This window comes from Arthrobacter globiformis, from assembly GCF_046536215.2.
In the GTDB taxonomy this organism is placed as follows: Bacteria; Actinomycetota; Actinomycetes; order Actinomycetales; family Micrococcaceae; genus Arthrobacter; species Arthrobacter globiformis_E.
In genome coordinates, this window is sequence record NZ_CM143421.1 from 1,907,366 (window position 1) to 1,923,870 (window position 16,505).

A 16,505-nucleotide genomic window follows, 5' to 3' on the forward strand; every position below is an offset into this window, starting at 1 on the left:
AACAATTCGGGGCGGCAGAGAAGCAAGGAACGGGATCATGAAGATCGAAGCGGAGTGGATGCGCGGAGGCACCAGCAAGTGCTGGGTCTTCGAAACCGGACAGCTGGGCGAGACGGGAACCAGCCCGGATGTGCTGCTTCCCCGGTTGTTCGGCAGCCCGGACCACCGGCAGATCGACGGCGTGGGCGGGGCGACCTCCACCACCAGCAAAGCGATGATCCTTCACCGCCCCGCAGACGATGACGTCGATGTCGAGTTCACCTTCGCCCAGGTGGGCATCGAAGAGGCCGCTGTGGACTGGGGAAGCAACTGCGGCAACTGCTCGGCAGTGGTGGGCCTCTACGCCATCGAAAAGGGCTGGGTGACGCCCACCGGCGACGTCACACGGATCGTTACCCGCAACACCAACACCGGCCAGATCATCATCCAGCGGGTGTCCACGCCGTCCGGTGCGCTGCCGATCGTGCCGCAGGCCCAGATGCCCGGCGTCCCGTTTCCCGGATACCGGGTGGGCCTCGGCTTCCAGGACCCTGCCGGCAAAACCACCGGCCAGCTGCTTCCCACAGGCTCAGCCTCAGACACCATCACGGCCGGCGGAACCCGCTGGACCGTCTCCATGGTGGACGCCGGAGCACCGGTAGTCATTCTCCGGGCTGAGGACCTGGGCCTTGACCCGGAGCGCTACGACGGCTGGTCCGCCGGAGTGGAGCTGCAGCTGGAGACGCTGGAGCACATCCGTCGCCAGGCGGCAGTGCGGATGGGGCTCGCAGCCACCACCGCCGGGGCAGCCCGCGCCGTCCCCAAGGTGGCAATCGCAGCCTCACCGGCCCAGGCAGATGCGGAAAGCGACGTCAGCGTCATGATGCTCTCGATGGGCAAGCCCCACCCGGCGCTCGCCATCACCGGCAGCATCGCACTGACCCTCGCCGCCCGCACCCCGGGCACCGTGCTCAACAGCATCACCGGCAGCACCGTTCGCCCCACCCTGCGGCTGCGGACACCGGCCGGGGTCATCGAAACCTGGAGCGAAGAACAAGCCGGAACGCTGCTCGTCGGCGTCGACCGGACCGCCCGCACCATCGCAACCACCACCATCCACCTCCCCGAGGCACTCGGCAGCGCCGTCGACGCCTCCTACGCCAGCGCCACCAACTGACCAGCGCCACTCAACGAGGAGACAGCATCATGACTAAAACCGAAGAACAAACAGCACTCCCGGAGAGCGACACCCTCGACGACAGCTCGCGGCGTCCCAACCGCCGCCGCCGTATCCTGCTGATGACGGTAGTCGCCACCGCTATTCTGGGTCTGGCCGCCCTCCTGTTCGGGGGTGTCTTGTTCAACCCGGCGGCCGCCTCGGAATCGGAGCCGACCATGACCGCCACCCAGATCATCCCGCTCGTCATCCTCGTGGTGATGTTCGTCGTCGCCACCAAATGGCCGCTGAACATTGGCGTGATGGGGCTGGTGGCCTCCTTCGGCGTCGGCTACTTCATGCTCGGAATGAGCGACAAGCAGATCCTCGAGGAGTTCCCGGCCAGCATCGTCCTGACCATCATCGGCGTCACCTACTTCTTCAGCATGGCCCAGAGGAACGGGTCCATCGACATCATCGTCCAGACCTGCGTGCGCCTGGTCAGGGGCAAAACGATGCTTCTCCCCTGGGTGTTCTTCCTCATGGCCGCCGCACTGACAGCACTGGGCACCTTCTCCCCCGCCGCCGTCGCGCTCCTCGCCCCGGCAGCCCTGGGACTCGCCTACGAGTCACGCATCCACCCGGTCCTCATGGGCGCCTTCGTCATCAACGGCGCCCACGCCGGCGGCTTCTCCCCGCTGTCCGTCGCCGGCGTGCTGGTGCACGACATCGCACTGAAGAACGGATTCCCCATCTCGCAGGGCGCGCTGTTCACGGCCAGCTTCGCCCTCAACTTCATCCTCTCGGCCCTGACCATCGTGCTGTTCGCCCTTCTCGGCAAGCTGCGCGACAAGCACGCCAACGAGTACGCCGGCCTCGAGGTGGCCCGCACCGGACGCCCGCAGGGCCAGCAGATCTTCACGCTGGCGCTCATCGGTGTGATTCTCGTGTGCACCCTGGGCTTCCACATGCCCATCGGGTTCGTCGCGCTCTCCGCCGGCCTGCTGCTGGCATTCGTCAACATCAAGGAACACAAGACGTTCGTCGGCGGCGTTTCCTGGTCCACCGTCCTGCTGGTGGCGGGCATGATCACCTACGTCTCCCTGCTCCAGCACGTCGGCGTCATCGACACCCTTGCCGAGCAGGCCCTCGCACTGGGCGCCCCGCTCCTGATCGCCCTCGTCCTCTGCTACGTCATCGGCGTCGGGTCCGCCTTCGCCTCCTCCACGGCACTGCTGACCGCATTCATCCCGATGGCCGGTCCGCTGCTGGCCACCAGTTCCCTGAGCGCTTCCGGCACCGTCGCAGCACTCGCCATCGCGGCCACCGTGGTGGACGTCTCGCCCTTCTCCACCGACGGCGCCCTCGTCGTCGCCAACGCCCGCGACAACGACCGCCAGCGCGTGTACAAGCAGCTCATGATGTACGCCGGCGGCGTGGTCCTCGCGGCTCCCGCCCTGGCCTGGGCCCTGCTGGTACCCACCGGCATCATGTGATCCACGCCAGGCAGAGCACGCATAGGTTGCTGCCCGTCGGTGACCGCCGATTGGCAGGGTGCCGGATCCGCATCCGGCAAGCGAACGGGACCACAGACCCTGCACTCCATCGCAACAGGTAGCCCGAAAGCCGGGCGCAGGAACGGCCCCGTACGCATCAAAGGCAGGGCGGCTTTCAAAGCCGCCCTGCCTTTGGCTTGCCATGAAACCTTTGGCTTTCCCTGAATCTGGCCGGACAGCCCGGCGCTGCCGGCGGACTCCGGCGTCAGGCTGTGCCCCGGGAGCGGCCCGGGAGGCGCCCGCGCCGCCGGGTCCCGCCGTCGGGCATTCCACGGTCCTTTAGAAAGTCCGCGGTGGCTGGGACTTGCGGCCCGGGCACCCCCATGGAACCCGTGTCATGCATCCATAATTAAGGGCTATTGCAGCTGGCTGTGGCGGAGTAGGATCCGGGCACAACCATGACGTGCAAAGGGCAGGGCACTGCGATGAAGCGAGCTGTGAAGCACTGCACAACATTGGTAGCGGCCAGTCTTCTGGCGCTCTGCGGCAGCGGGGCTTCCAATCCGGCCGGGCAGTTCCCGGCTGCCGGCAGTCACAGCGCGGTCTCGCCGAACCGGTACCCCTTCGATGGCCAGACCATAGGCAAGGCGCTGCTGAACACCCTGGTCCGGCAGGCACCGGGAGGTCCCGACTTCGACGAGTCCGCCTTCGAATACCCGATAGTGGGGCCCGACGGGTGCACCACCCGTGAAAGGGTGATCATCGACGGCGCCAGCGAACACACGCTCGGTTCGCCCTGCACCGTGCTCTATCCGCAGTGGGTTTCTGTATGGGATGTGAACGTCCTGGTGGACCCGGACGAGGTGGACGTGGCGCACATGGTTCCGCTGGAGGAGGCCTGGTACTCCGGGGCGTGGGCCTGGACAGCCAAGCAGCGCCGCGATTTCGCCAACGATCTGTCCAACAGCTTCTCGCTACGGGTCCTGACCGCGAGCACGAACGCGGAGCGGGGGTCCTCGGACCCAGCCCACTGGTGGCCGCCCTACGACGGTGCACACTGCAATTACGCCGCGGAATGGGTCTGGGTGAAGGCCCGGTGGAACCTCAGCGTTGATCCTGCCGAGTACGAAGCGCTCATGACCCAGCTCGACGAAACCGAGTACAACCTTTGCCGCGACAAGCCCGTCTACGTCCCGCCGCTCGGCCTGAACCCCGGCCGGGGTCCGGCAGCCATCATCGGAGGCATCTTCACGCCTTCCGGCACGCCGTACAACCTGATCGGGGTGCAGGCGTACGACGCAAACCACAAGCTCGTCCGCGAAACCCGGGTCCGGGTGGAGGGCAGTTACGAGCTGACCGGGCTGCCGCCGGGAAAGTACACGGTGAAGTTCCTCGGCGGCAGCAGCGGGACGTCGGACCAGTGGTACAGCGATGTGCCGGGCGGCCCGCCGGAGGTGCTCACGCTGAAAGCGGGAACGATCACCAGCGGGATCACGGTGGCGATGGTGGCCGCGCCCGGTGCGGTTGGTTCGGCAGCTCCGGCAGGGTAGGTACCGCCAGCTTCTGCGCGGTGACAGGATAGATTCCGTGGAGGTGGGCAACGATGCTCGAAACTGCGCGCAACACCAGCACTGACGCACGCCGCGACCTGGTCACCGAACTCCTGGGCCTGTGGCTGGTACTGGCCGTGTTCCTCGACGGCTGGGCGCACATCAACCTGCCCAGCCTGGAGACCTTCTTCACCCCGTGGCACGCGGCCCTCTACTCCGGCATGCTGGCGACGGCGGCATGGACCGCCGTCGTGATCTGGCGGAACCGCACGCCCGGGCAGCCGCTGCTGCAGGCGGCTCCCCCGGGCTACCGCGGGACCGCGGCGGGCGTGGTCCTGTTCGCCCTGGCCGGCGGGCTGGACCTGCTGTGGCACGAGATCCTGGGCATCGAGGTTTCGCTGGATGCGCTGGTCAGCCCCACCCACCTGCTGCTCGGGCTCAGCCTCTTCCTCATCCTCGGCACCGGGGTCCGGAGCGCCCGCGCGGCAGGCAAGCCAGGCGAACTGAAGCACCCCGGGAATCCCGGCCTGACCCCGGCGGCGCTGTTCGCCGTCGTGCTCATGACCGGGCTGGGCGCGTTCTTCCTCGTCTACTGCTCCGCCTTCGTCCGGCCGGGGCCGACGGCCGTGTTCGTGCCGGCGCCGGTGGGAACGCCCGGCCGTATCCAGTCGGAGCTGCCGGTGGTCATCACGCTGGCGAGCTACTTCCTGACCACGGCGCTGATCATCGCGCCGTTCCTCTTCACGCTCTCCACCGACCGGCGCCCAGTCCGCGGCATCGTCACCCTGCTCGTGGTTGCGGCGGCCTGGCTGCCCGTGGTGATGGTGGGCCTGCACCCCTACTCGATCAGCGGCGCGGCGGGCGCGACGGTTGCCGCCGTCGTCGTGGATGTCCTGCTGACGCGGGTGCCGGACGCCTGGCTCGGCCGGCGGCTGCCGGCTGTGACGGCCGGAATCGCCGCGCTGCTGTGGACCGGGCAGCTCGTGGCCTTCGCGGTGACCGACGCGATCCGCTGGCCGGTCTCGCTGTGGCTGGGTGCGGTGGTGCTGAGCGCCGCGGTGGCCGCGGGCCTGGCCCTGCTCAGCTCGTGGGCACCGGGTCGGACGATGGCGGACGCTTCCAGTGACGGCGCCGGCGTCGAACACTTCTGACGGAGAACGCTACATCGTCATCCCGGGCGCCGCCGCACCGGGAACCAGCACGATCCCCACCGCGATCAGCACCAGCGCCGCCGAGACGGACCGGTTGGCCAGCCGTTTCCACGGCAGCATCTTCTCCACTGCAATGAACGCGCCCACCAGCGCCATCCACCCGACACTCATCACTCCCAGCACAAAAAGCGCCACCATCAGCGCCCAACAGCAGCCGACGCACCAGGCGCCGTGCTCCATTCCCATCCGCAGCGCACCGCCGTAGCCGGTCCGCATGCGGTGCAAGATGAAGTCCAGCGGCGTCCGGCACTTGGTGAGGCACACATTCTTGGCCGGCGTCAGCTGATACACCGCAGCCGCCAGGATCACACCGGCGGCGGCGTAGCGTCCGCCCGGCTCCGCCGCCAAAACGCCTGGGACCAGCCCCGCGACCGCCTCATAGAGTCCGTACGCCACGAGCCCGAATGCCGTCCAAGACACCAGATACCCAGTTACGAACAGGGCCGTGGAACCGCGTGGTGCGTACCGACCGGTTTCCCGACGACGGCGGCTGATCTTGGCGTACGCCGTCACCATGGGTGCCACCGACGGAAACATCATGGCGGCCAGCATCACCACCCAGGTGGTGAGGAAGAAGTCCAGCGGACCCGGATCCGTCCAGCCTCCCATGTCCATCCCGTTCATCCTGGCCGCGGTGAGCACCCAGCTCACCGCGGCCAGGATCAGTAGGACGGCAATCAGCCCGGCCTCACGCGCGTCGATGCCGCGCAGGGTTTTCTGCCGGGGCTCAGGCGCGGCCTTTGGGTCCACCTTCAGCCATTTCGCTGGCGAAGGTGAAGTCCGCCGTCTCGCCGTACACTGCCTGGTAGTCGAGGCCGAACAGGTCCGAGCCGCCCGTGCCCTTCCCAATCAGGAACTCGGGTGCGAATCCGAACACCGCGTTCTTCACCGTGGTGACTCCCCCGCCCGGTCCGGGAAGGGCCTCGAACCCCACATTGATGTGCCCGGCCACGGAGGCCGACGGCGCGTCCCCGTCGGAGAAGCTGATGCTTCCGCGTTCGACGCCGAGCCACTCGCCATAGAGTGCGGCGAAGTCCGCGAACGGGCCGCCCTCGTCGCCGCGGAGGATGCGCTCCACGGCACGCGCCTGGTCGCCAGAGACGCCCTCGTCGAGGACGACTCCCACCTTCCAGTTGCCCGAGGTCAGGTTGGACGGGAAGAGGTTGCAGAAGGCGAAGTCGACGCCGGAAAGATCGGTGTCGTCGAGCCGTCCACTCGCGATATGGAACACCGCCGAACCGCGGCATTCCCCATTCGGGCCCGTGGGCGGACTATCCACAGGGCACGGACAAATTAGCTGACAGTTGCAGTTCGCAACGTACTTGCGGGACATTTCCCACGACATTGAGGACTCTCCTTGCTGGCGCCATTGCCAACACCCCGGGCCGAGCGGCGGACCCTAAGATGGGGCATGGATATCTGGGACGTCGTGTGGACAGTATCGGGAGCCGGGCTGATTCTGCTGATGCTCGTCGACGTCTTCCATACCCTGCTTTATCCGCACGGTTCCGGTCCCGTGTGCAGGACGATCATGCACGGATCCTGGCGCCTCTCCAGACTGTCCAGGAAAGGTACCTCTTCGATTGCAGCGCCCATGGCCATGGCTGCTGTCATCGTCGCCTGGGCAGCCATGGCTGTCCTGGGCTGGGCCCTGCTGTATCTTCCGCACCTGCCGGAGGGTTTCATCTACGGTGCCGGTGTCCCCCGGGAGGCAGATTTCCTCGAAGCGGTCTACATCTCCATGGTCACGCTTTCCACGCTCGGTTTCGGTGAGGTCGTGGCAGGCCATCCCCTGCTACGGCTGGTCTCGGCCGCCCAGGCTGTCACTGGTTTCGGTTTGCTGACCGCAACCGTCTCCTGGATCCTCCAGATGTACCCTGCCCTGAACCGCCGGCGTGCCCTTGCCCATCAGCTGAACCTGTTCAGGGAAGCGGCAACTCCTGGCGACCCGTTTGCAATCGATGCCGGCCATGCCGCCGGGCTGCTTGAGTCGCTGGCCACCAATATCGCTTCCGTCAGCATAGATTTGCTCACCTTCCACGAAACGTACTATTTCCAGGAAGTCGACCAGAGAGGCTCCCTGCCGGCCACGGTCGCCTACGCCCAGGAACTCGCGTCCGGGGCCAGGGCCAGCGACAACAGCGAGCTTCAGTTCGCGGGACGAATGCTTGAGGCCGCGTTGGACGACCTCGCCCGGGTCCTCCGCGGCAGATTCGGGCATGCCGGGACGACGTCGTCGGAAGTGTTCGAGCACTATTCCACGCACCACAGGCACCGCCGACCTGGTAGGGCGGACACTGATTAGCGGGTCTGGCGGCCTTCAAACCATGTAGCCCCCGCCACTTGGGCGAGGGCTACACGTTCTGCCCTACCTCAGGAGAGCGTCGACTAACCTGTGATCCGGATAGCCGGCTGGGTGAACCCCGCGAAGACCAGCGTGTACGTGAAGCTGAGGACGTTGCTGGTGACTTCAGGTGTCCAGTTGGGGTTCGGGCACTTGAAGGTTGCTAGGAAATCTGCCGTGCTCTTCCCCTGTGTGGTCTGCGCCGGCACCAGGAGCCTGCCGTTCTTGGTGGAGGTGAGATTGGTGGATGTGTTCGCTGTTACCGACCGCGAGAAAGGCTCGACGATCTTGCTGTTCGTGCCCGGATTGTGGCAGACGCCGCTGATCGTGTTGGTGACTGCCAATGTCACGGTCGCATTCGTGTTGCCGACGCCTTCAATCGCAGTGCCAGTACATGACACGGTGGCGTCGGTGACAGTACAAACGGGCTCGGCAGAGCCCTTCGCGTAGTGGGCTCCGTTGGGGGCATTGTTAAAGTTTGTAACCGCCTGCGCGGCGGTCATACCAGTTGCGAGAGCGAACAGCATTGCCGCGAACAGAATCAGGGCGCGGCGGAGTGATAGCTTCATTTTTCCGGCTTTCTGCAGATGCCTTGGGCCTCATTGCCGAAGGCAGTAATGACAGAGATTCGCGGACCGGCTTTCGCCGGTCCGTGTGTGCTTCGGACGCCGGCTGGCCTTGCCAGCTTTTCGATGCGGGCGTCGCCTTATGATCGGGACGACGGACTGGTTCCCCCAGTGGACCGGGCAGTGGGTCGGCGAGGGCCGCTTGTTGCGTTAAGGCTGCCGACGCCTATTTTTATTGGCGGAACCTTGCCAAAATCCTGTAAGCACCTGACTTTTCAACGGATTAAACCCCCTTCTTGGGGGAGGGCCCGGTCATGTATCCCCTCATTTGGGGGGAAAGCCCATTTGTTAAACCTCTTGTCTGAGGGGATTAAGCCCCTGCTTTGGGGGAAGGGTCGTCCCGAGCGCCGCGGGCATTGACCAGCATTGTGGGCGCGCCGTACGTGCAGATGTGCACCGGCCTCGTCGACGTGCGCGTGGTCAAGGAGTTCCGCGCCGGCACACTCAGCCCCGACGACCTGCGGTTCCGCGGCCCGCTGGGCATGAGCGACAAGGAGGCGCTAGCCGACACCGCACGGCGGGTGGCGCTGGCCGCCGACATCGCTGCCCTGCCCGCGGACCGGATGGTGGCCGTCCACGTCTGCGACGGCCTGCACGTGCCGCCGGGTGAGGTGCCGGACCAGTCGATCTCACGGAATGTCTGGCCCGGGGCCGGCAACATCCCGCTCCAGGAGTGGATCGACGCCCGCAAGGCAACAGGCTATGACGGCTGCTACTGCCCGGAGATCTTCTGCGACAAGGTGGCCGAGCTCGACGACGTATTGGTCGCCTCCACGGTGCGCAACACCGGCCGGATGCTGCTCGCCTGACCGTTTCGTAATGATCCCCGGCCAGGCCGTGTGAGCAGATGGATACAAGAACGAAACGCATGGTCGATGCCCTGAAACATGGCGTGGCTACGCTAATTCCTACCTGAAATCCACAGTTCAATTGAAAGGAATTAGCCATGCTTTGGAATACCTTGAACCTGTTTTTCAGCTCCGTGCGCAATGATGGGCACTCCGCATTTGGGGAGACGGGGCCGAGCAGCGATTTTCCCCAGGGCCACCTGACGTCCGCACCCTGGGAAGGCTGGTGGGACAGCGCCGCGCAGGCGTGACAGGTCTGTGGATCGTCGGCTGGCCGGAGTAGGCTCGCCGAGAGTGGTCCACGACGGCGGGAGGGCGAGGCATGACCGAACCGACAGGCAGCACCGAACTTGAGGACCAGGGGCTGCCGCTGACGGCCCTTGCCGTGGCCGCCGGCCGCGCCGTCGAGACGTCACGGGCAGACCCGCTCGTTGCGGATCCCTTCGCCTCGGCCCTGGTGGTGGCGGCCCGCTCCCACCTGGATCTGCCGACGGTGTGGCCCTCCGAGCCTGCCGAGGCTCCTCCCCTGCAGCAGCCGCTCCTGCTCGCCTCCATCTACATCGGCATGCGGACGCGGTTCATCGACGACTTCCTGCAGTCCGAGCCTCCGACAAAGCAGACGGTGGTCCTCGGCGCGGGACTCGACACCCGGGCGTTCCGGCTGCCCTGGCCGGACGGTGCCCGGGTGATTGAGATCGATTCCGCGAATGTCCTGGAGTTCAAGGCCCACGTGCTGAGCCGGCTCGCGGCGGAGCCCGGGTGCGAGCTGGTTTCCCTGCCCGCGGACCTCTCCCTGCCCTGGCGGGAACCGCTCCTCGCCGCAGGTTTCGACCCTGCGCAGCCCACCTCGTGGGTCCTCGAGGGCCTGCTGCCGTACCTCGACGCTGCCTCCCAGCATGCGGTGCTGGGCGAGGTCGCGGCGTTGTCGGCGCCCGGGTCCCGTGCGGTGATCGAGCGGGCAGTTGCCCTGCCCAAGACGGACGACATCGAGGCCAAGCTGCGTGAGTTCAGCGAGCAGACGGGCCTGCCCATGAGCGAACTGCTGGCGCGGGCCGATCCGCCCAACCCGGTGGAGCTGCTCGAGTCGGCGGGCTGGCGCTGCAGCAGTCACACAGTTGAGGAACTGTGTTCGACGTATGGCAGGGTGCTGTCGCTGGCTGCCCCTGATGAGCCTGCAGAAAGCGCGGCCGGAACAGCCGAAACAGCACCGGAACAGCAAAACCAGGACCAGTCCCGGGGCGGTTTCGTCACAGCCTGGCTGCCATAGGCCGGCGTCGAATACAGGGCACGCCCTCAAGACGGGGGCGGAACAGGCTCTGCGAGTTCAGCTGTGATCTGATCGGCCCAGGCGTCGATGGCCGCCCAGTCGCGCAGGTCTCCGAACCTGCCGCCGGTGAGGCGGAACAGTGCTCCCAGCGGAGCCGACAACTGGCTTGCCTCGTAGACGCCGGAAAAGACAGCGTGGCCGCGAAGCGGAACGTCCTGGAACTGCGTTTGTTCCAGCCGCTGCTTCTGCAGTTCCGCACCGCGCGAGCGGAACAACTTGGGCAGGCCGGCAGACATCCCGATGCTGAACGCCCAAACGGGCCTTTTGGCCAGCTCGGGACCGTGCTGTGCCAGGAACTCCAAAGCCGGGGGAAGCCACGCCTGGTTGTGGATGGCACTGCCCACCACGACAGCCTCGTAGCCGGAGACGGAACCGGCCTCCTCCACGGACCGGCACTCGACTGCGTCCAGCGTCTCGGCCATGCGTGAGGCCACATGCTGGGCTATCTCGCGGGTGGAACCCAGCGCGCTCGCATAGGCAACAAGAACAGTCATGGTTGGGCCTCCTGCCTTTCCCTCCATTCTGAAGGAACTCATCCCGGCCGCAACCGGCCAAAACGCCGTTAACCTCGCCGCCACCTCTGCGCAGACAGCAGGCCACCTGGCCTCCCTAGGGTGGACGGGTCGGCGGCTCAGCGCCGGCCACCGTCATCCGGGAGGAACCAAAACCATGCGCAAAGCCCTGACCGCAGCGGCCGCCGTCGCACTTTTCACTGCCGCCATTACAGCGACGGCGGGACCCGCCGTTGCCGCACCGGCAGCGGACGCCGGCGAGCCGCCGTCGAACTCCACCGCCACTTCAGCCCTCAAGACGAACGAGCGCAACGGCTCCTTCGACCTGCAGTCGCACCGCGGCGGCCGCGGCGAGTGGACCGAGGAATCCCTGGCCGCGTTCGCGAACTCGCTGAAGCTGGGCGTGAGCACGCTCGAGTTGGACACGCACCTGACCGAGGACGGCAAGGTCATCGTCTGGCACGACGACACGATGCAGGCCAACAAGTGCGTGGACACCGCGCCGGCCACGCCGAACGACCCTGAATTCCCCTACGCGGGCGACCGGGTGGCGGACCTTTCCCTCGCCCAGATCAAGACCCTCAACTGCGGCTACAAGCAGCTGGCCGGCTACCCGCAGCAGCAGGTGATCGAAGGCAACCGCATCGCCGAGCTCAAGGACGTGTTCGCCTTGGCCAACGAGTACGGCGCCAAGAAGGTCCGCTTCAACGTGGAGACCAAGGTGGAGGACGGCCAGGCCGGCGGCGAAGGCTCCGTGGCGCTCACCAAGGCCGTGGTGACCGAGATCTACATGGCGGGCATGTCCGGCCGCACCACCGTGCAGTCATTCGACTGGTCCACGCTGAACTACACGAAGAAGATCGCCCCGCAGCTGCCGCTCGTGGCTCTCTCCAGCGGCGACGCCTGGCTGCAGGTGGGCAAGCCCGGCGCCGCACCCGAGCTGGGCGGCATCGACATCGACGACTACGACGGCTCCCTCGCCAAGGCCGCCAAGGCACTTGGCTACGACGTCATCTCCCCCGCCTTCGCGTCCGTCACCCCGAAGATGATCGCCGAGGCGCACGAGTTCGGCCTGCCGGTCATCCCGTGGACCGTGAACACCACCGCCGACATGGCGCGCCTGATGGACCTCGGCGTGGACGGCATCATCACCGACTACCCCACCCGCCTGCGCACCCTCATGGACGAACGCGGCCTGAAGCTGCCGAAGTCCTACGCGGTGGCCGGGTAGCTCTTCCACCGGCTGCTCCGTAACTGCCGTTTTGCGTACTCATAAGGGCAGTTACGGAGCAGCCGAGGGGTTGGCGAAACGCTGAAGGCGGCCGGTGGAGACCGGCCGCCTTCTGGTTGAACTGGCTACCTTGACTGCAACATGTTCCAGAGAATGAGGTCGTGCGCGTGCTTGGCTTTGTCGTCACCTCGGAAGTCGGCTTCCTTGACACTGCCACCGGTGTCGATGCCGATGCTTGACGAAGAAGCAAAGCGCCCAAGCATCGATTTGTTGGACAGCATCGATACGGAGCGGATGTTCTTGTACGGGATAGAGACGATGGCCAGCTTGTTGCCGACGAAGCTCTTGTCCTGCAGGATGATCCGCATGTTGGTGATGCCGACGAAACCGGTGCCGACTCCAATGCAGTCGTAGACCGCGTAGACGGTTTCGCCCTGAAGCAGCCCGGCGTTGATCTGCTGGAGTTGGTCTGCCCGGTCATGGATGATTTGAGACAAGATGTTCCCCTAGTATTCGAATGTCTTTGGCTTTGGCCGGCGCCGGTCAGTCCCGGAGCGGCATACCCTTTGCGTCCTGCCGGAAGTAGTTGGCACCAGCGAGAATCATGATCCCCTCGATGAGGCCCCACAGGCCCACGAGTCCGAACGTGAAGGCACCCAGGAATACCGTGAGGACAAGCTGGATGACGCCAATTGTGGTGTAGCCCAGATAAAAGCGGTGGATGCCCAACCCACCGAGGAAGATACCCAAGAGCCCTGCTGCCAGCTTGGACTTGGGCTGAGGATATGCGTAGGCAGGATTCGGCATTGGCGGTTGCTGTGACATTTGCTGGTACTGGTTATGCAGCTGGTGCGGTGCCGCTGGCGCCTGGTACTGCGGCGGCGCTGGCGGGTAGTTCTGATACTGCGGAGCCACTGGGAGCTGCGGCTGGCTCTGTCCCGGGACAGGAACACCCTGGTGCTGAGCAGGCAACGGGGCCTGAGGCGGATCAAACGAAGGGACCGGCGGCGTTGTAGGCACCGGCGCCCCCGCCGGGAAGTTCCAAGCCTGCTGGCCAGCGCCGGGGGTGGGCGCCTGCTCGGTCTCCGGAGCATTGGCCTCGGAGGGCGCCCACGGCTGTTCGTTCTGGGACTGGGTCATGGTGATGCGGCCTTTCGATAATGTGATGATGCAGCCCAAGGCTTCAGGGCAGCAGCTCAGCGTCGAAAGACGGCATCCCCCAAGAAAATCCATGTGCCGTCATCATTCTGACGGACCACAGCAGATATTCCGCGCATTTTCGCGCATTCGTGCACTGCGGTTCAACGCCGACGAGGGCGATCCGATTCAGAAGCCTCCAACGATCTCACACTGCCGCACCGACCAACCTGCAAGCCTCGACCCTCCCGATCATCTTTAGTTGAAGCTTAAGTTATATTTGAGCGCCCACATCACCGTAATCGGATGTGCATGACAGTTTGTCAGCGGCCTAGTGAGCTCAATTTGAATGGGGAAGTAATGAAAAAATATGCGGCCTTCGGCGCCCTTTTGTGTCTGTCGCTGACCGGCTGTGCAGGCGCTCCTGCCGCGGCTCCGACTGTGACCCAGACCGTCACGGAGACAGTCACCGCCACTGCAACCGTCACAGCAACGGAAACGGTTATGGCTACACCAGAGGCAGCCGCCGCAGCAGCAGTTCCAACTAAGGCAGCACCAGTCAATGCAATCATTCCAGCCGACGTCGTCGGCATGAACGCGCAAGCCTTGGATGAGGACCTGGCGGCCCTGGGCTTCGAGAACGTCATCTACAACTCAGACACCGGGAAGACAGTCCTGTTGCTCAGCAACTGGACCGTCACCTCGATCGATAACCCCGGCGTCACGCAGGCGACCAACAAGGCTGTTGTAGTCCACGTGACCAAGTAATTGGCTGGGTAGTTTTCTTCCAACGGTTGCTCCGTAACTGCCGGTTTGCGTACCCATAAGGGCAGTTACGGAGCAGTCGAGGGGCTGGAGGTCGGCACGGAGGCGAGTGCCGTCGTCGTACTTCCCCATCCATGAGCCCTTCCGCCCAGGCTCCCCACGCGCAAGACTGGGCGTGACCCAGCCGCCGCAAAAGGAGCCGCTCCGTGCCCACCAAACCCTCCGTCGTCGTCTTCGACGTCAACGAAACGCTCTCCGACATGTCCCCGCTGGCCGAGCGGTTCGCCGAAACCGGTGCGCCGGCGTCGCTCTCTAAGCTGTGGTTCGCCGCCCTGCTGCGCGACGGCTTCGCCCTCACCGCGGCGGGCGACAATGTGGCCTTCGCCGAGATCGGGGCCGAAGCGCTGCGTGGGCTGCTCGCCGGCTCGGACCTGACCACTGCGACGGACGCCGCCGTCGAGCACATCATGCAGGGCATGGCCGGCCTGGGACTCCATCCGGACGTGCCGGACGGCGTGACGGCCCTGAAAGCTGCGGGGTACCGGCTGGTGACGCTGACCAACGGTTCCGCCAGCGTCGCGGAGAAACTCTTCACCGCAGCCGGAATCCGGGACAGCTTCGACCGTCTGCTGTCCGTCGAGGACGCCTCCGCGTGGAAGCCTGCCCGTGGAGCCTATGACTACGCCGCCACGGCGTGCGGCACCGATCCGGAGAAGATGCTCCTGGTGGCGGTCCACCCCTGGGACATCCACGGCGCCGCCCGGGCCGGGCTCGGGACCGCGTGGATCAACCGCTCCGGCGCACCCTACCCGGCGTACTTCACCGAACCGGACTACTCGGTGGCATCACTGCCCGACCTGGCTGGCGCGCTGGCCAACACCGCCGGTTGAGCGCGACGCCTCAGGTGATTCAGGACAGTTTGTAGCTCAACCGGTACTTCGCGCCGTCCTTCGTGAACTCCATGATCCCGTCCTTGCTGCCCGGTTCGAGGACCCGCTGGCCGAGGTAGTCGTCGCCCTCGACGTCGTTCTCATAGAGCTTCACCGAAACGTTGCCGGTGAACTGGACCGTCTTGTCGATTTTCTTCTTGTCTCCCTCGCTGATCTGCACGGACTTCCCCAGGTTCTGGTCCTCGACCCTGATCCGGATCTCGTCGTCGCCCACGAAGTCCTCCTGCTCCACGCAGTGCAGGGTTCCGAGACGGATCCTGCCGCCCGGAATGGAGGTCAGCGTGCTCAGTTTGGCCCGGTGCACGCCGTTGATCACGTTGATCGCCGGACTACCCATGGCACCGTTGTACTTGTACGAACCCGATTCGAACAGCAGGTACGCGTCGCCGTTCGGGGTGGCGGTGATTCCTTCCGCCATGCTGGGCGCGCGGAAGCAGCGCACGGACGCCCTGTCGAGGTTCGTTTCACCCTTGTTGGTGACGTAGAGGTTGCTGCGGTACTTGCGCCCGCTGGACGTGCTGAAGAGGAACCGCCCGTCCGCACCCGCCACGCCCTGCGTCCACTGGGGCACCTCCCAGCGCAGGCCGTTTCCGTCTGCCTTCCTGTCCAGGGCCAGGGATCCGTCGGCAGCGATCGTGTAGCTGTACATCCAGTCGCGGTGCTCGCTGCTGAACTTGCCGGCGTACAGATGGCCGCCGTCGATGGTCATGAATGACGCGCCATAAACCTTGCGATCCGCGCCGCCAGGGCTGACGGATCCGCCATTGACGGTCATCGCGGAGCGGAGATCGGACAGGCTGTACTTGCGGATCGTGTGCCAGCCATCCTTCTTGGGTCCGTCCACGAAGGCCCACTTGCCGTTCAGTGCGATGGCACCGGCGTGGGTCTGGTGAGTGTCCTTGCCCCGCGGCTCGATGTCGACAGTGCCCACAGTCCTGTCCCCGGCCTTCGGATCGAGGCCGACGATGTGCGCCTTGCCCTTGCCGTAGGTTGTGACGAGCAGCAGATCGTTGCGGTTGCCGTCCCAGTTCTTCCACCATGCGACACCCTGCGGCGTGTGGTCGCTGAGTTCCTTGCCGGTCAGCTCCGGCCCCGGTTTGAAGCGCGAGTCGTACATGTACGAGGCGGACTTGCCGTCGTACATAGGCGCCGTGCCGCCGGTCGCCGCCTGCTCGCACTTGATGGTGGTGGTGGGCTCCGGAGGTTTTGTTTCCTGCGCTCCCGCAACTCCCGCCGTCGTCAAAAGCAAAAGCGGCGCGCAAAGCGCCGCGGCTGTTGTTCGTTTCAGATGCATCTCAATCAGACCCCCAGCGTGTCCGTTTGGTCCTCGCCGTCTCCGCTAAACGGGCTCCGGCCGAACTATCACGCCTATC

17 protein-coding genes are annotated in these 16,505 nt (G+C 65.5%); 10 read left to right on the forward strand and 7 right to left on the reverse strand.

Annotated elements, in window-relative coordinates:
• Window positions 1-37 precede the first annotated feature (37 nt).
• From R5O87_RS08480 to R5O87_RS08495, 4 genes are all read left to right on the forward strand, one after another.
• Window positions 38-1,156 carry a PrpF domain-containing protein gene (locus tag R5O87_RS08480; RefSeq protein WP_410554498.1) on the forward strand — a complete coding sequence of 373 codons (1,119 nt, stop codon included), beginning with the start codon at window positions 38-40 and terminating at the stop codon, window positions 1,154-1,156.
• A gap of 29 nt (window positions 1,157-1,185) precedes the next feature.
• The gene (locus R5O87_RS08485; protein WP_410554499.1) at window positions 1,186-2,631 is read left to right on the forward strand and encodes an SLC13 family permease; all 1,446 of its coding nucleotides are present in this window, start codon (window positions 1,186-1,188) and stop codon (window positions 2,629-2,631) included.
• Window positions 2,632-3,128: 497 nt separating this feature from the next.
• Window positions 3,129-4,181 (forward strand): GmrSD restriction endonuclease domain-containing protein, encoded by a 1,053-nt coding sequence (locus tag R5O87_RS08490; protein WP_410554501.1) that lies wholly within the window; start codon window positions 3,129-3,131, stop codon window positions 4,179-4,181.
• 53 nt (window positions 4,182-4,234) lie between these two features.
• Window positions 4,235-5,332, forward strand: coding sequence for a hypothetical protein (locus tag R5O87_RS08495; RefSeq protein ID WP_410554502.1), 1,098 nt, complete (start codon window positions 4,235-4,237; stop codon window positions 5,330-5,332).
• Window positions 5,333-5,341: 9 nt separating this feature from the next.
• On the opposite strand, the gene R5O87_RS08500 is transcribed toward R5O87_RS08495, so the two are convergent.
• Both R5O87_RS08500 and R5O87_RS08505 read right to left on the reverse strand, forming a co-directional pair.
• The gene (locus R5O87_RS08500; protein ID WP_410554503.1) at window positions 5,342-6,142 is read right to left on the reverse strand and encodes a DUF2182 domain-containing protein; all 801 of its coding nucleotides are present in this window, start codon (window positions 6,140-6,142) and stop codon (window positions 5,342-5,344) included.
• Complete coding sequence (locus tag R5O87_RS08505) at window positions 6,120-6,737, reverse strand: DUF1326 domain-containing protein (protein WP_410554504.1); 618 nt, start codon at window positions 6,735-6,737, stop codon at window positions 6,120-6,122. Before R5O87_RS08505 ends, R5O87_RS08500 begins: the two co-directional genes overlap by 23 nt.
• 66 nt (window positions 6,738-6,803) lie before the next feature.
• On the opposite strand from R5O87_RS08505, the gene R5O87_RS08510 reads away from it, so the two are divergent.
• A complete protein-coding gene (locus tag R5O87_RS08510) occupies window positions 6,804-7,697 on the forward strand; it encodes a potassium channel family protein (protein WP_410554505.1) in 894 nt (297 codons plus the stop codon).
• Window positions 7,698-7,780: 83 nt separating this feature from the next.
• Here R5O87_RS08510 and R5O87_RS08515 read toward each other — a convergent pair whose 3' ends face one another.
• Window positions 7,781-8,305 (reverse strand): hypothetical protein, encoded by a 525-nt coding sequence (locus R5O87_RS08515; protein WP_410554506.1) that lies wholly within the window; start codon window positions 8,303-8,305, stop codon window positions 7,781-7,783.
• A gap of 413 nt (window positions 8,306-8,718) precedes the next feature.
• Between R5O87_RS08515 and R5O87_RS08520 the strand changes: the two genes are divergently transcribed.
• Both R5O87_RS08520 and R5O87_RS08525 read left to right on the forward strand, forming a co-directional pair.
• Window positions 8,719-9,171, forward strand: coding sequence for a hypothetical protein (locus R5O87_RS08520; RefSeq protein WP_410554507.1), 453 nt, complete (start codon window positions 8,719-8,721; stop codon window positions 9,169-9,171).
• Window positions 9,172-9,532: 361 nt separating this feature from the next.
• Window positions 9,533-10,477, forward strand: a complete 945-nt coding sequence (locus R5O87_RS08525; protein ID WP_410554508.1) for an SAM-dependent methyltransferase — start codon at window positions 9,533-9,535, stop codon at window positions 10,475-10,477.
• Window positions 10,478-10,503: 26 nt separating this feature from the next.
• Here R5O87_RS08525 and R5O87_RS08530 read toward each other — a convergent pair whose 3' ends face one another.
• On the reverse strand, window positions 10,504-11,031 hold the full coding sequence (locus tag R5O87_RS08530) for a flavodoxin domain-containing protein (protein WP_410554509.1): 528 nt from the start codon (window positions 11,029-11,031) through the stop codon (window positions 10,504-10,506).
• Window positions 11,032-11,206: 175 nt separating this feature from the next.
• Here R5O87_RS08530 and R5O87_RS08535 point away from each other — a divergent pair, with 175 nt between their 5' ends.
• Entirely contained in the window at window positions 11,207-12,280 is a 1,074-nt protein-coding gene (locus R5O87_RS08535) for a glycerophosphodiester phosphodiesterase family protein (protein WP_410554510.1), read from the forward strand.
• Between the two features lie 125 nt (window positions 12,281-12,405).
• Here R5O87_RS08535 and R5O87_RS08540 read toward each other — a convergent pair whose 3' ends face one another.
• Together R5O87_RS08540 and R5O87_RS08545 are read right to left on the reverse strand one after the other, a co-directional pair.
• Entirely contained in the window at window positions 12,406-12,777 is a 372-nt protein-coding gene (locus R5O87_RS08540) for a PH domain-containing protein (protein WP_410554511.1), read from the reverse strand.
• Window positions 12,778-12,823: 46 nt separating this feature from the next.
• Entirely contained in the window at window positions 12,824-13,087 is a 264-nt protein-coding gene (locus R5O87_RS08545) for an NINE protein (protein ID WP_410554512.1), read from the reverse strand.
• Window positions 13,088-13,921: 834 nt separating this feature from the next.
• Here R5O87_RS08545 and R5O87_RS08550 point away from each other — a divergent pair.
• Window positions 13,922-14,185 (forward strand): hypothetical protein, encoded by a 264-nt coding sequence (locus R5O87_RS08550; RefSeq protein WP_410554513.1) that lies wholly within the window; start codon window positions 13,922-13,924, stop codon window positions 14,183-14,185.
• Window positions 14,186-14,388: 203 nt separating this feature from the next.
• Window positions 14,389-15,072 (forward strand): haloacid dehalogenase type II, encoded by a 684-nt coding sequence (locus R5O87_RS08555; protein WP_410554514.1) that lies wholly within the window; start codon window positions 14,389-14,391, stop codon window positions 15,070-15,072.
• 19 nt (window positions 15,073-15,091) lie between these two features.
• Here R5O87_RS08555 and R5O87_RS08560 read toward each other — a convergent pair whose 3' ends face one another.
• Window positions 15,092-16,426, reverse strand: a complete 1,335-nt coding sequence (locus R5O87_RS08560) for a hypothetical protein (RefSeq protein ID WP_410554515.1) — start codon at window positions 16,424-16,426, stop codon at window positions 15,092-15,094.
• Window positions 16,427-16,505: the final 79 nt, after the last annotated feature.

Excerpts from the sequence above, each read along its gene's own strand:
- R5O87_RS08480 (WP_410554498.1), top strand. The coding sequence starts at position 38 with ATGAAGATCGAAGCGGAGTGGATGCGCGGAGGCACCAGCAAGTGCTGG.
- R5O87_RS08485 (WP_410554499.1), top strand. The coding sequence starts at position 1,186 with ATGACTAAAACCGAAGAACAAACAGCACTCCCGGAGAGCGACACCCTC.
- R5O87_RS08495 (WP_410554502.1), top strand. The coding sequence starts at position 4,235 with ATGCTCGAAACTGCGCGCAACACCAGCACTGACGCACGCCGCGACCTG.
- R5O87_RS08505 (WP_410554504.1), bottom strand. The coding sequence starts at position 6,737 with ATGTCGTGGGAAATGTCCCGCAAGTACGTTGCGAACTGCAACTGTCAG.
- R5O87_RS08510 (WP_410554505.1), top strand. The coding sequence starts at position 6,804 with ATGGATATCTGGGACGTCGTGTGGACAGTATCGGGAGCCGGGCTGATT.
- R5O87_RS08515 (WP_410554506.1), bottom strand. The coding sequence starts at position 8,305 with ATGAAGCTATCACTCCGCCGCGCCCTGATTCTGTTCGCGGCAATGCTG.
- R5O87_RS08525 (WP_410554508.1), top strand. The coding sequence starts at position 9,533 with ATGACCGAACCGACAGGCAGCACCGAACTTGAGGACCAGGGGCTGCCG.
- R5O87_RS08530 (WP_410554509.1), bottom strand. The coding sequence starts at position 11,031 with ATGACTGTTCTTGTTGCCTATGCGAGCGCGCTGGGTTCCACCCGCGAG.
- R5O87_RS08535 (WP_410554510.1), top strand. The coding sequence starts at position 11,207 with ATGCGCAAAGCCCTGACCGCAGCGGCCGCCGTCGCACTTTTCACTGCC.
- R5O87_RS08545 (WP_410554512.1), bottom strand. The coding sequence starts at position 13,087 with ATGCCGAATCCTGCCTACGCATATCCTCAGCCCAAGTCCAAGCTGGCA.
- R5O87_RS08550 (WP_410554513.1), top strand. The coding sequence starts at position 13,922 with ATGGCTACACCAGAGGCAGCCGCCGCAGCAGCAGTTCCAACTAAGGCA.
- R5O87_RS08560 (WP_410554515.1), bottom strand. The coding sequence starts at position 16,426 with ATGCATCTGAAACGAACAACAGCCGCGGCGCTTTGCGCGCCGCTTTTG.